Source organism: Streptomyces sp. NBC_01723, from assembly GCF_036246005.1.
Taxonomy (GTDB): Bacteria; Actinomycetota; Actinomycetes; order Streptomycetales; family Streptomycetaceae; genus Streptomyces.
Genome location: NZ_CP109171.1, coordinates 2,644,537 through 2,658,463, shown reverse-complemented (window position 1 = coordinate 2,658,463; position 13,927 = coordinate 2,644,537). Strand labels below are relative to the sequence as shown.

Annotated in this window: 8 protein-coding genes; 7 read left to right on the top strand and 1 reads right to left on the bottom strand. The window is 71.1% G+C overall.

The annotated features are described in order from the left end of the window. Positions 1–51 precede the first annotated feature (51 nt). From OIE75_RS12350 to OIE75_RS12340, 3 genes are all read left to right on the top strand, one after another. Positions 52–2,001, top strand: coding sequence for a TIGR03960 family B12-binding radical SAM protein (locus OIE75_RS12350; RefSeq protein WP_329470818.1), 1,950 nt, complete (start codon positions 52–54; stop codon positions 1,999–2,001). A gap of 22 nt (positions 2,002–2,023) precedes the next feature. Then, entirely contained in the window at positions 2,024–2,206 is a 183-nt protein-coding gene (locus tag OIE75_RS12345; RefSeq protein WP_329470817.1) for a hypothetical protein, read from the top strand. A 634-nt stretch (positions 2,207–2,840) separates the two neighbouring features. After that, on the top strand, positions 2,841–3,629 hold the full coding sequence (locus OIE75_RS12340) for a class I SAM-dependent methyltransferase (RefSeq protein WP_329470816.1): 789 nt from the start codon (positions 2,841–2,843) through the stop codon (positions 3,627–3,629). Positions 3,630–3,819: 190 nt separating this feature from the next. Here the strand turns inward: OIE75_RS12340 and OIE75_RS12335 are convergent, their stop codons facing one another. After that, a complete protein-coding gene (locus OIE75_RS12335; protein ID WP_329473970.1) occupies positions 3,820–5,382 on the bottom strand; it encodes a recombinase family protein in 1,563 nt (520 codons plus the stop codon). 393 nt (positions 5,383–5,775) lie between these two features. On the opposite strand from OIE75_RS12335, the gene OIE75_RS12330 reads away from it, so the two are divergent. From OIE75_RS12330 to OIE75_RS12315, 4 genes are all read left to right on the top strand, one after another. After that, the gene (locus tag OIE75_RS12330; RefSeq protein ID WP_329470814.1) at positions 5,776–7,674 is read left to right on the top strand and encodes a trypsin-like serine protease; all 1,899 of its coding nucleotides are present in this window, start codon (positions 5,776–5,778) and stop codon (positions 7,672–7,674) included. A 37-nt stretch (positions 7,675–7,711) separates the two neighbouring features. Further along, positions 7,712–8,713, top strand: coding sequence for a hypothetical protein (locus OIE75_RS12325; protein ID WP_329470812.1), 1,002 nt, complete (start codon positions 7,712–7,714; stop codon positions 8,711–8,713). A gap of 48 nt (positions 8,714–8,761) precedes the next feature. Then, positions 8,762–9,538: a TIGR03936 family radical SAM-associated protein gene (locus tag OIE75_RS12320; RefSeq protein WP_122620130.1), complete on the top strand. Its 777-nt coding sequence runs from the start codon at positions 8,762–8,764 to the stop codon at positions 9,536–9,538. 275 nt (positions 9,539–9,813) lie between these two features. Next, complete coding sequence (locus OIE75_RS12315) at positions 9,814–13,770, top strand: Rne/Rng family ribonuclease (RefSeq protein ID WP_329470811.1); 3,957 nt, start codon at positions 9,814–9,816, stop codon at positions 13,768–13,770. Positions 13,771–13,927: the final 157 nt, after the last annotated feature.

Sequence of the window (13,927 nt, the reverse complement as noted above, 5' to 3'; positions counted from 1 at the left end):
GCCGGGTTAGGCTGGATGGTCCCCCTTGTCAGCACACGAAGGTTCCGTGAGATGCCTGCCGAAGCCGCCGAGTCTGTGAAGTCTGTGTTTCCGCAGCTCGAAGCTCTGCTCCCGCACGTGCAGAAGCCGATTCAGTATGTCGGCGGAGAGCTCAACTCCACGGTCAAGGACTGGGAATCCTGCGACGTCCGCTGGGCCCTGATGTACCCCGACGCCTACGAGGTCGGACTGCCCAACCAGGGCGTCATGATCCTCTACGAGGTGCTCAACGAACAGCAGGGCGTCCTCGCCGAGCGCACCTACAGCGTCTGGCCGGACCTGGAGGCCCTGATGCGGGAGCACTCCGTCCCGCAGTTCACCGTCGACAGCCACCGCCCGGTCGGCGCCTTCGACGTCTTCGGCCTCTCCTTCTCCACGGAGCTGGGCTACACCAACATGCTCACGGCCCTGGACCTGGCGGGCATCCCGCTGGAGGCCAAGGACCGCGGCATCGACGACCCGGTCGTCCTGGCCGGCGGGCACGCGGCGTTCAACCCCGAGCCGATCGCCGACTTCATCGACTGCGCAGTCATCGGCGACGGCGAGCAGGCCGTCCTGGAGATCACCGCGATCATCCGCGCCTGGAAGGCCGAGGGCCGCCCCGGCGGCCGCGAGGAGCTCCTCCTGCGCCTGGCGAAGACGGGCGGCGTGTACGTCCCCGGCTTCTACGACGTCGAGTACCTGCCCGACGGCCGCATCTCCCGCGTCGTACCCAACCGCAGCGGCGTCCCGTGGCGGGTCAGCAAGCACACCGTCATGGACCTCGACGAGTGGCCCTACCCCAAGCAGCCCCTCGTCCCGCTCGCCGAGACGGTCCACGAGCGGATGTCCGTGGAGATCTTCCGCGGCTGCACCCGCGGCTGCCGCTTCTGCCAGGCCGGCATGATCACCCGCCCGGTGCGCGAGCGCTCCATCACCGGCATCGGCGAGATGGTCGACAAGGGCCTGAAGGCAACGGGCTTCGAGGAGGTGGGTCTCCTCTCGCTCTCCTCCGCCGACCACACGGAGATCGCCGACGTCGCCAAGGGCCTCGCGGACCGGTACACGGACGACAAGATCGGCCTGTCCCTCCCCTCGACCCGCGTCGACGCCTTCAACATCGACCTGGCCAACGAGCTGACCCGCAACGGCCGCCGCTCCGGCCTGACCTTCGCCCCCGAGGGCGGCTCCGAGCGCATCCGCAAGGTCATCAACAAGATGGTCTCGGAAGAGGACCTGATCCGTACCGTCGCGACGGCCTACGGCAACGGCTGGCGCCAGGTGAAGCTGTACTTCATGTGCGGCCTGCCCACCGAGACCGACGACGACGTCCTGCAGATCGCCGACATGGCGACCCGGGTCATCGCCAAGGGCCGCGAGGTCTCCGGCGCCAACGACATCCGCTGCACGGTCTCCATCGGCGGCTTCGTCCCCAAGCCCCACACCCCCTTCCAGTGGGCCCCGCAGCTCTCCTCCGAGGAGACCGACGCCCGCCTGCAGAAGCTCCGCGACAAGATCCGCGGGGACAAGAAGTACGGCCGCTCCATCGGCTTCCGCTACCACGACGGCAAGCCCGGCATCGTCGAGGGCCTCCTCTCCCGAGGCGACCGCCGCCTCGGCGCCGTCATCCGCGCGGTCTACGAGGACGGCGGCCGCTTCGACGGCTGGCGCGAGCACTTCTCGTACGACCGCTGGATGGCGTGCGCCGACAAGGCCCTGGCCCCCACCGACGTGGACGTCGACTGGTACACCACCCGCGAGCGCGGCTACGAGGAGGTCCTGCCCTGGGACCACCTCGACTCCGGCCTCGACAAGGAGTGGCTCTGGGAGGACTGGCAGGACGCCCTCGACGAGACGGAGGTCGACGACTGCCGCTGGACCCCCTGCTTCGACTGCGGCGTATGCCCCCAGTTCGACACATGGCCACAAACGGGCCCGACGGGCAAGAAGCTGCTGCCGCTGACGGTCAAGAAGTCCGACTGACCAGCGGAAACGGGGCTGTGGGATGAGCGATCCGCTCCACCGCATCGCTGACGCTGTGGCTGACGTCACAGAGTCGAATGTGGTGGCGGTGCTGACCTCGCTCGGCTTGCAAAGGGATCGGCAACCGGCGAAGAAGGCTCTGAGGACGCCGCTGCCGCCGCCCGGTGCCCCCTCGGGCGTTTCGTCGAACGTGGAATGGGTTTGAGAGACGAAGAGCGCTCGCGGCGACCTCAGGGCAGTGGCGTCAGCGGATCGCGTGGACGGGCGGTAGCGGGTGTTCCCAAGCGCCAGTCAACTCAGTCAGGACATGGCGCGCGAGTAGCCGGGCCCGGCTCCACTCGGCGTCGCCGGCCAGTGCATCCCGTGTCCATCGGCTGGCCTGCTCGTAGCCACTCATACCGGTGAGCAGCACGTCGATTTTTCGGAGCTCGGCAGCGATGTTCCCGCTGATCTGGTGCCGCTCCACCAATCTTCGGTCACCCTCTGATCGTCGCGGCATCAAGCTCCTGAACGGGAGCAAGGCGAAAGTCGCCTTGTGATCACCGAACTGGTGAAAGTTCCCGCGGTAAGGGAGACATCGAAGCGCACGCCGGCCACGTCTCCGACGTCGGAACACGACCGACGGACAGTGGCTGTGGAGGCGGTCGCTGGCGGTCTTTCATCCAAGCGCGGCGTTTGGGCAATCAGTTTTCCCACGAAATCCGGTGGAGTCTCAGCGGTCGGAAGTGGTTGGGTCCTGCTCAATGCCTCGCTGATACGGCCCGGCACGGTGCGAGGCACAAGGTCCGAATCGCAGGCGAGGTCTGGCCCGCGTTCGTCGAGTGGCGGAGGCTATCGCAGTGGCCGGTTATAGGGCGCTTTCCGACGTGTACGAGTGGCTGATCGGGGACGACAGGCTGACCCCCGCCAAGGCAGCCGCGGTTTACGGCAGCGATGTCGTGGGCTCACTGCCGCCCAACGCACGCGTCCTCGACTGCGCGTGTGGAACCGGCCAGCTCGCCGTCGGTCTCGCGAGTCTTGGCCTTGACGTGGTCGCCGCAGACGCCAGCGATGGGATGGTTCGCCGAACCGCGAAGGCCGCCGACGAGCAGGGTGTCTCGCTTCGAGCCCTCCGCGCGCGCTGGGACGAACTGCCCGACCACCTGGAGGACTCCACGTTCGATCTGGTGTTCTGCGTCGGCAACTCGCTCGGGCACGCCGAGGGCGCAGCCGGGCGCCTGACCGCACTGCAAGCGATGTCACGGCTGCTGAATCCGGGCGGACGCCTTGTGCTTCACTCACGCAACTGGGAGCTCGTGCGCTCCGCCGGCTCACGGGTAGACGTCCGCGATCGACTCATCCGCCGCCACGGCCGCGATGCGGTCGTCAGCTACTACTGGCAGATCGAGCAGCGCTGGGAGCAGGAACACTTCCTCGAGATCGTGGTTGCCCAGATCGAGCCGGACGGGGCAGTGCGAGCCAGCTCGGAGCGGTTGTCCATCTGGCCCTACCGGTACGAGGACCTCGTGGCGCAGTTGCGGAGCGTCGGGCTCACGGTGCAGTCCACCACCTTCGACCCCGAGACCGATGGATACCTGGTGGTCGCCAGCCGCGACCAGGCGCGAGGCGCGGCTGAGCAGGTGCGCTGATCCGCCTTTCGTCGTTGTTGTTGCCGGCTCGCGACCGCCTGCAGCGGGTTCTTCGCGAAGTGTTCAGCGCTTGAAGCGTTGCTGTGCGTGCGGTCCTCGCCGCGCTGGCCAGGACCTGCATGGTTCGAGCAATCGACGAAGCCGCCTCCCTCAGATGTTCGGAAGGCGGCTTTCTCCTGTGCGGGCCGGATCAGAAGGCTTGCGCGAAGTCGTCCTCTCGGATCACGAGTCGCTCGCGTACGTCCTTCGGGATCAGTAGGCGGAGGTGCACCTTCGGGGCTCGGACCTTCGGTACCTTCGTGCGGGTCACCTCGCAGCGGATCCCGACCCGGTACAGGTCCGCGGACATGGCTTCCATACCGCCTTCCTGCCAGTGCTCACGGAACGTCTTGCCGCCGTGGACGTTGACCCATCGATCCTTCGCCGTCTCGGGGTCGATCGCTTCGAGCTCACTGATGAGCTTGTCCAACGTCGCTTCCGCCTGCTCCTTCGTGAACCGCGTCTTCGTGTACCGACCGCCGGGTTCGAGGTCCTTCATGTACAGCGCGATGGTCTCTTGAAGGCGCTTGATCTCCTTGCGGGCCTCAGCACCCTCGGCGTACTGGCGGACCTGCACGGGGAAGTCTCCGAGGACCTTGAGTACGTCCTGCACCAGGCGCTCGTAGACCCGCTCGGGGTTGGGCGCTCCCAGCCCGCCGCTCTTGCAGTTGCGGCACCGCAGGTACTGGTACGTCCCGTGCGTGTTGTTCGTGATCTGCACGGTCATGTTCGTTTTGCAGTCGGCGCACAGCAGGACGCCGAGGAACTGTGTCGCTCCTCCGACACGACGCGGCGGCTGGTTCTTCTTGCGTTTGTCGAGAGCGGCGCCGAGGGTCTCGAACTCCTCTTCAGTAAAGAGGGGAGGGGCGACTTTTATCGGCCTGCCGTCCTTGCCGAGGAGCGGCTTCGATCGTCGCTGCCCGCCGTTCTTGTCCTCTTCTACCCGATGGCCGAGAAGCGCGGGGTTGCGGAGGCGGCGATGGAGCGTCGCCACGGTGAGCCCTTGGGTCATCAGGCCAGAGCGCTTCAAGCAGCGCACCATGAACCCGGCGGAGCGTCCCCGGAGCGCCATGCGTCGGGCCCAGTGCAGGGCCTTGGCCGCCTCGGGATCGATCACGAGAACGACCCTCCCCGTGTCGTCCTCGTCCGTGACGTAGCCGTACGCCGGCTTCCCGATGATCCAGTCTTCCTGCGACTTCGCGTAGTCCCACAGGCTCGCGACCCGGGTCGAGGTGTTGGCCGCCTCGATCTCGGCGATGCCGCCGATGATCGTGACCATGATCTTTCCGGCGGTCGTCGTGAGGTCGAGGCTGTCGTTCTTCGAGACCAGGTTCTTCCCGCGCTTCAGGCTCCACTCGATCATCGTCGAGAGATCGGAGAGACGCCGTACGAAGCGGTCGAGCTTCCAGAACAAGAGCTCGTCGAACTCGGGGGAGCGGTTGTTCAGCCACTCCCCGAGCTCCTTCCGCTTCCACGGCGGGACCTTCGTCGCCGACACGTTCAGGTCGGAGGCGACGCCGACGACTCGGCTCCCCCGCTCCCTGGCCAGGATGCGGAGATCGAGTTCCTGCCGTACCGGCGACGTCGTGTCGTCCGTCAGTACGGACAAGCGGGTGGATAAGAGCGCACGGGGTGCGTCCTGGGGGAGTAGGGCCTCAGCCCGTTTCAGCTCCTCCAACAGGGCAAGGTCGGCCTCGGTCCACTCGGCTTCCACGCTGTAGGCCGCTCGATCTGCCGCGAGTCGGCGCTGTCCTCGTTTCCTCATGTCAGACAGCGTGGCGCAGTTCGCGGACAGTTTTAAGCGTTTTTCCATATGCCCAGCGATGGACACCGAGATCCAGGCGCCAAAGAAGCTGCTGCCGCTGACGGTCAAGTAGGGCCGGTCGTCCGGCGGGTGACGTAAGTCATGCTCTGGGTGTGACGTACTGTCAGTTTGGGTGATTTGACCCGTGGACGAGATCATGGAGCACGGTCTTGGATGGCCACAGGGGGCGGATATCGGGTGCATTTCGTGAACGCGTAGCGAAGGCACCCGCCGACAAGTGAAGAGCAGTCGGCGCACCGCAACCTTCGAGCCAGTTTTCCAAGACCGACTCCTAGGACTGCAATGAACGCACGCAGCAAGACCGATTCCCGTCCGAACCGGCTCAGACACGCCGCCGCGCTGCTCGGTGCGGCGCCGCTGCTGCTCCTCGGCGTCACGCCGGCGCACTCGGTGGCGGGCGAGCCCTCGACGGACGCCGGTCTCGGCTTTACCGCCCGGCTGTTGGTCGGTGACCACCAGCGGGGCTGCTCGGGCTCGCTGGTCTCGCCCGAGTGGCTGCTCACGACCGCCAGTTGCTTCGCCGAGAACCCGGCCGCCGACCTCTCCGTGCCGGCCGGTCCGCCCCGGCTGAAGACCGTCGCGACCGTCGGCGGCGAGAAGCGGAACGTCGTGGAACTGCGCCCGCACGGCGAGCGCGATCTCGTGCTGGCCCGGCTCGCGCAGCCCGTGCGGGGCGTGGCCCCCGTCGTCCTCGCCACCACGGGACCCGCGGCCGGACAGGACCTCACCGTGGCCGGACACGGCCGTACCGCGACCGAGTGGGCGCCGCTCGACAAGCACACCGGCACCTTCGCCGTCACCTCTGTCGACGGCGCCGACCTGGTCCTGAGCGGCAAGGACGGAGCCTCGGTCTGCCAGGGCGACGCGGGCGGCCCGGTCATGCGTACCGTCGACGGCCGCCCGGCGCTGGTCGCGGTCAGCAGCCGTTCGAACCAGGTGGGCTGCTTCGGCGTCGACTCCACGGCGGGAGCCACGAGCAGCGCGGTCGCCGCCCGCGTCGACGACATCCGCGACTGGGTCACCGCGAACGCCGTGCGGACCCCCGCTGCAGACTTCGACGGTGACGGCCGCAGCGATGTGGGTGTGCTGTACGACAACGGTCAGGGCAGCGACGGCACCAACCGGACGGCGCTGTGGACGCTGACCAGCAACGGCTCCGGGTTCGGCGGGCCGGTGCGCGCGTGGGACAGCGCCACCGGCGGCAGCTGGAACTGGAGCCGTTCCAAGGTGGTCTCCGGTGACTTCGACGGGGACGGTCGCGGTGACGTCGGCGTGCTCTACGACTACGGCCAGCAGAGTGACGGGACCAACCGGACCGCGTTGTGGACGCTGACCAGCAGCGGTTCCGGCTTCGGTAAGCCCGTGAAGGTCTGGGACAGTGCCGACGGCGGCAGCTGGACCTGGAGCCGGTCGAAGGTGGTCTCCGGTGACTTCGACGGGGACGGCCGCGGTGACGTCGGCGTGCTCTACGACTACGGCCGGCAGAGTGACGGGACCAACCGGACCGCGTTGTGGACGCTGACCAGCAGCGGTTCCGGCTTCGGTAAGCCCGTGAAGGTCTGGGACAGCGAGGGCTCGATCAGCTGGGACTGGGGCCGGTCGAAGGTGGTCTCCGGTGACTTCGACGGTGACGGCCGGGGTGATGTGGGTGTGCTGTACGGCAACGGTCAGACGAGCGACGGGGCGAAGCGGACCGCGCTGTGGACGCTGACCAGCAACGGTTCCGGGTTCGGTGGGCCGGTGCGCAAGTGGGACAGTGCGGGGTCGATCAGCTGGGACTGGGAGCGGTCCAAGGTGACGTCGGGCGATTTCGACGGTGACGGCCGCACCGACGTGGGTGTGCTGTACGGCAACGGTCAGACGAGCGACGGGGCGAATCGCACCGCGCTGTGGACGCTGACCAGCAACGGTTCCGGGTTCGGTGCGCCGGTGCGCAAGTGGGACAGCGCCGGGTCGATCAGCTGGGACTGGGAGCGGTCCAAGGTGACGTCGGGCGACTTCGACGGTGACGGCCGCACCGACGTCGGTGTGCTGTACGACAACGGTCAGGGGGCCGACGGGGTCAGCCGGACCGCCCTGTGGACGCTGACCAGCAACGGTTCCGGGTTCGGTGGGCCGGTGCGCAAGTGGGACAGCGCGGGGTCGATCAGCTGGAGCTGGGGACGCAGCGAACTCACCTGACCGCATCCGGGCGGGGCGTTTCGGCGTCTGTGCCGGTATGGAGTTTGAGAAGCGGCCCGACGGCCGTCCGCAGGAGCCGCCGCGGCGATCGGACCCGGAGGGGTGTGTCGCCGCGGTGGTCCGCGTTCCGGTGCGGATCATCGCCCTGGTGCTGGTCGTACCGGTACGGATGGCGTGGGACGTGCTGGTCGTCGCCGGGCGGTTCCTGCGGGACACCGTGTTCCGCCCGGCCGGACGGGCGCTGGCCTGGCTCGGGCGGGTCCTCTTCCTGTGGCCGCTGGCCGGGATCTGGCGGTACGCCGTCGTCCCGGCGGCCAGGGGCGTGGCCCTGCTCGGACACGTGCTGCTCGTGGTGCCCGCGGTGTGGCTGTACCGGAGGGTGCTGACGCCGGCGGGGCGCGGGCTGTACGCGGCCCTCGCCTGGCTGGGGCGGTACCTCCTCGTCGTACCCGCCGCCTGGCTCTACGCCTGGCTGCTCACGCCGGTGGGCCACGCGCTCGCGTGGTGCGGCAGAGGGCTCGCCTGGTGTCTCGGCATGATCGTCACCGGTGTCGGCGCGGTCCTCTACTGGACCGCGCGGGTGCTGGTGGTCCTGCCCGCTCTCGCCCTGTGGCGGTGGGTGCTCACCCCGGTGGGCCGGGTCCTCGCGGTCATCGGCAGGGAGGTCCTGGACGCCCTCGGGCACGCCTGGCGGATCGCGGGACACGTCTCGCGCGCCTTCGGGCGGTTCCTCGGCACCCTGTGGCGGTGGACCGTGGCCGAACCGGCCCGCTGGGCGTACCGGAGCGTGCTCACCCCGGTGGGCCACGCCGTGCGGGACACCGTCCTGCGGCCCCTCGCCGACGCCGGACGCGTCGCCGGGCGGGTGTCCCGGCAGGCTCTCGCCGCTGCCCGGCTGACCGTGCGGCAGACCCGCGCCGACGTACGCCGGGCACTCTTCGGGGAGCCCGCGAAGCCGCGGCCGGTCGACCGGCGGGAACCATCCGTCGCCGAGACACGTACTCTTGGTAGTAGTACGACCGCTCTCACGAAGGACTGAACGACACTGGGCAAGCGACAGCCCGAAGGCCCGCCGCCCGTACCCGCGGTGCAGCGCATCCGACTGCGCTACACCAAGCGCGGCCGCCTCCGGTTCACCAGCCACCGTGACTTCCAGCGTGCCTTCGAGCGCGCGCTGCGCCGCGCCGAGGTGCCCATGGCGTACTCGGCGGGGTTCACGCCCCACCCGAAGGTGTCGTACGCCAATGCCGCACCCACCGGCACGGGCAGTGAGGCGGAGTACCTGGAGATCGCGCTCACCGCGGCGCGTGACCCGGAGCAGCTCAGGGTGCTTCTCGACGCGTCGCTGCCCGCCGGGCTCGACGTCGTCGACGCGGTCGAGGCCCGGACCTCCGGGCTCGCCGACCGGCTGACGGCATCGGTGTGGGAGCTGCGGCTGGACGGGGTGGAGCCCGCGGACGCCGAGCGCGCCGTGGCGGCCTTCAACTCGGCCCCGGCCGTGGAGGTCCAGCGCCGGACCAAGAACGGCGTCCGTACCTTCGACGCCCGCTCCGCCGTCGCGAGTCTGGAGAGCGCCACCACGCACGGTTCACCGGCTGATAGGCCGACCGACCAGCCCTGTGCGATACTGCGGCTGGTTGTTCGGCACGTGACGCCTGCCGTACGACCCGACGACGTCCTGTCCGGTCTTCGCGCCGTGGCCGACCTGGCGCCGCCGGTCCCCGCAGCGGTGACCAGGCTGGCGCAGGGGCTGTTCGATGAAGAGACCGGTGCGGTGACCGACCCGCTCGCGCCCGACCGCGAGGCAGAAGCGCCCGAGCCGCAACCGGCCGCCGCTCCCGCCGCCGCGAAGGCGCCCGCGTAGGGAAGGTTCCGCTCAAGGACGGATGTCGTAGCGCCGCCCTCGAACTCGGGAGCCACCTGGGTCGGGCAGCGCACCGACCACAAGACTTTCGCCAGGCCGTACCCGCCAAGGGGTACGGAACCGGCGAGACAAGACACGGAGAGCTTCCGAGCGGCGCCCGCGCCCCGGACGGCGGCGACGCGCACCGCGCGAGCCGCGGACGTCACCGGCGGTCGATCAGATCGACGCCGGGCCTGGTGCGCGGCGCCCGGGAGCCTGACGGGAGAAAGCCCCGCATGCTCGAACCGACCGAACCCACCGAGTCGTCGACCACCTCGACCGACTCCGAGTCGAACACCCCGAGCGACACCCTGCCGCCGCGCCGTCGGCGCAGGGCCGCTTCCCGCCCTGCGGGTCCGCCGTCCGGCGGCTCCGACGCGCCGGCCGAGACCGTCGCACCCGCCGAGGTGACCGCCGTGACCGACGAGGCGGAGGAGACCGAGGAGACGGAGGCCGCGCAGGCCGCCGCCCCGGCCCCCGAGGCCGCCCCCGCCCGGCCGCGGCGCCGTGCGGTCCGCCGCGCCTCCGCGCCCGCCGGGACCCCGACGTCGACGGAGGCGGCCGAGACCGTCGTCGCGGCGCCCTCCGGTGCCGAGGCGCCCGTCGCCGAGCCGGTCGCCGAGGCCGGTGAGGTCACCGAGGACCCCGCGCCGCGCCGCAGCCGCCGCCGGGCCACGCGCAGCGTCACCGCGCCCGCCGAGCCGGCCTCCGCCGAGCCCGCCGCGGCCACCCCCGCCGAGCCCGCCGCTGCCACGGACGCCGAGCCCGCCGCCGGGACGGAGGCCGAGGACGCCGCGCCCAAGGGCCGCACCCGCCGTCGTGCCACGCGCCGCGTGACGGCCCCGGCCGAGGCGCCCGCCGAGGCCGCCGCCGAGGTGCGCGAGCCCGCCCCCGAGCCCGTCCGTGAGGCCGCCCCCGAGCCCGCCAAGGACGCCGAGACCTCCGAGCCCGCCGAGGACGCCGCTCCGCGCCGGGCGCGCCGCCGGTCCACCCGTAAGGCCGCCGTCGGCTTCGCCGCTCCGGCGCAGACCGCCGCCTCCGACGACGCCGACGCGCCCAAGCGCCCGTCCCGGCCCGCCGTCGCCGTGTTCCAGGCGCCCGTGTTCGCCGAGCCGCAGTTCCAGACGCCCGAGCGGGCCGCCGCCGAAGCCGCCGCCGAGGCGGCCGGTGCCGAGCCGGCGAAGACCGCCGAGGTGGCCGAGGAGCAGTCCGAGGAGCAGTCCGCCGGGTCGCGTCGCCGTCGCCGCCGCAGGGGCGCCGCCGAGGAGGGCACCGAGGACCGGACGCCCGCCGCCGCGCAGGACGAGCGGGAGACCGACACCCGCGCCGACTCCGACACCGAGGCCGAGGCAGACGACTCCGACGAGGCGGGCGAGGACCACGACGACGCCGACGGCTCCGAGGACTCCGGCTCGCGCCGTCGCCGGCGCCGGGGCGGCCGTCGTCGCCGCCGCGGCGACTCCGCCGACGGCGACCTGACCGACGGCGAGAGCGAGCAGACCGCCGCCGACCAGGCCGATCAGGACGGTGCTGACACCGCCGAGCAGGCCGAGGAGGACGCCGAGGAGAGCGCGGAGTCCGCCGGTGACGGAGGCGGCTCCAGCAGCAGCCGTCGCCGTCGCCGCCGTCGCCGCCGGGCCGGGGACGGCTCCGGGGACGGCGACGCGTCCACCGACGACCCCGAGCGCACCGTCGTCAAGGTCCGCGAACCCCGCCCGCCGCGGGAGAAGAGCGAGCCCTCCGACGAGGTGCAGTCCATCAAGGGCTCGACCCGCCTGGAGGCCAAGAAGCAGCGCCGCCGCGAGGGCCGCGAGCAGGGCCGCCGGCGCGTGCCGATCATCACCGAGGCCGAGTTCCTGGCCCGCCGCGAGGCCGTCGAGCGCGTCATGGTCGTGCGCCAGCACGGCGAGCGCACGCAGATCGGCGTCCTGGAGGACGGCGTGCTCGTCGAGCACTACGTCAACAAGGAGCAGGCCACCTCGTACGTCGGCAACGTCTACCTCGGCAAGGTGCAGAACGTGCTGCCGTCGATGGAGGCCGCCTTCATCGACATCGGCAAGGGCCGCAACGCCGTCCTGTACGCCGGTGAGGTCAACTTCGAGGCGCTGGGCATGGCGAACGGCCCGCGGCGCATCGAGTCCGCCCTCAAGTCCGGACAGTCGGTCCTGGTGCAGGTCACCAAGGACCCGATCGGCCACAAGGGCGCCCGCCTGACCAGCCAGGTCTCCCTGCCCGGCCGCTACCTGGTCTACGTGCCCGAGGGCTCGATGACCGGCATCAGCCGCAAGCTGCCCGACACCGAGCGGTCCCGGCTGAAGACCATCCTCAAGAAGATCGTCCCCGAGGACGCGGGCGTCATCGTGCGCACCGCGGCCGAGGGCGCCAGCGAGGACGAGCTGCGCCGCGACGTCGAGCGGCTCCAGGCGCAGTGGGAGGACATCCAGAAGAAGGCCAAGAGCGGCAACGCGCCGACGCTGCTCTACGGCGAGCCGGACATGACCGTCCGGGTCGTGCGCGACATCTTCAACGAGGACTTCTCCCAGGTCGTCGTCAGCGGCGACGACGCCTGGCAGACCATCAACGGCTACGTGTCCCACGTGGCGCCGGACCTCGCCGACCGGCTGTCGAAGTGGACCAGCGAGGTCGACGTCTTCGCGACGTACCGGATCGACGAGCAGCTCGCCAAGGCGCTGGACCGCAAGGTCTGGCTGCCCAGCGGCGGTTCGCTGGTGATCGACCGGACCGAGGCGATGATCGTCGTCGACGTCAACACCGGCAAGTTCACCGGCCAGGGCGGCAACCTGGAGGAGACGGTCACCAGGAACAACCTGGAGGCGGCCGAGGAGATCGTGCGCCAGCTCCGGCTGCGCGACCTCGGCGGCATCATCGTCATCGACTTCATCGACATGGTGCTGGAGTCCAACCGGGACCTGGTGCTGCGGCGCCTGCTCGAGTGCCTGGGCCGGGACCGTACGAAGCACCAGGTCGCCGAGGTGACCTCGCTGGGTCTCGTGCAGATGACCCGCAAGCGGGTCGGCCAGGGCCTGCTCGAGTCGTTCTCGGAGACCTGCGTCCACTGCAACGGCCGCGGTGTCATCGTCCACCTCGACCAGCCGACCGCGGCCGGTGGCGGCGGTGGCGGGAGCAAGCGCCGCAAGCGGGCGCGGGCCGGCGCCGACCAGCCGCACGAGCACGAGGCCGTGGCCGGCGTCGAGACCGGTCCGACGGCGGAGCAGGAGGCGGACACCGAGTCCGAGTCCGAGGTCGCCGCGGAGGTGGCCGAGCCGGTCGCCCTCCCGGCGCCCGACTTCACCCCGGACGAGGAGCTGTACAGCAGCGCCGCCGAGGCCGAGGCGGCCGCCACGCGCGGTCGTGGCCGGCGTCGCGCGAGCCGTAGGGCGTCGGCCCCGGCGGGCGCGCCGAAGGCCGGGAAGGGCGAGGCCGCGCGCGCCGAGGGCCCGACCGCGCAGGACGTCACGGTGCAGGAGGAGGTCGAGCGTCCCGTGCGGCGCGAGTCCGCCACCGAGGTGCTGGCCGAGCCCGCGGCCGTCGAGGACGCGGTCGCCGGCGGCCACGTCACGGCACCCGCCGAGGCACCGGCGCCCGCCGCCGGGGAGGCCGCGCCCAAGGGCCGTACCCGCCGCCGGGCCACCCGGAAGGTGTCCGCGCCGGCCGGTTCGCCCGCGGGTGCGGAGGCCGCCGTGCTGACGGTTCCCGAGACCGCGCCGTCCGCACCGGCCCCGCAGGCCGAGCAGGCGCCTCAGGCGCCCGCCGAGGCCCCCGCGGAGCCCGCCGCCGAGGAAGCGGCCCCGGCGCGTCCGCGCCGCCGGGCGGTGCGCAAGTCCACCGCGCCCACCGCGTCGGAGGAGGCGGCCGTCATGGTCGTCCCGTCGGCCGGGCCGGAGGAGGAGCGGGCCGAGCAGGCCGCGCCGGACACGGAGGCCGCCGAGGAGGCCGCCCCGGCCAAGAAGGCGGCGGCCCGCAAGACGGCGAAGAAGGCGACGGCGAAGAAGGCCGCCACCAAGAAGACCGCGGCCAAGAAGACGACGACCGCGAAGAAGGCCACGGCGAAGAAGGCGGCCAAGACGACGACCGCCAAGAAGACCACGGCCAAGAAGGCGGCGTCGAAGAAGACCGCGGCCGCGGCGCAGCAGGCACCGTCCTCGGTCACGGCCGCCACCGACGAGGGCTGATCCGGCACCCGTCGCAGACCCTGTGGCCCCGTTCGCCCGGTATCCGGGCGGGCGGGGCCTCGGTGCGCGGGCGGACGGGGGCCCGGTTTGACCCCTGTCGTGCGGCCCCGTAATCTTGAGCGTCGGCGTGTCGACTGACGCGTCACATCCCCGTAAA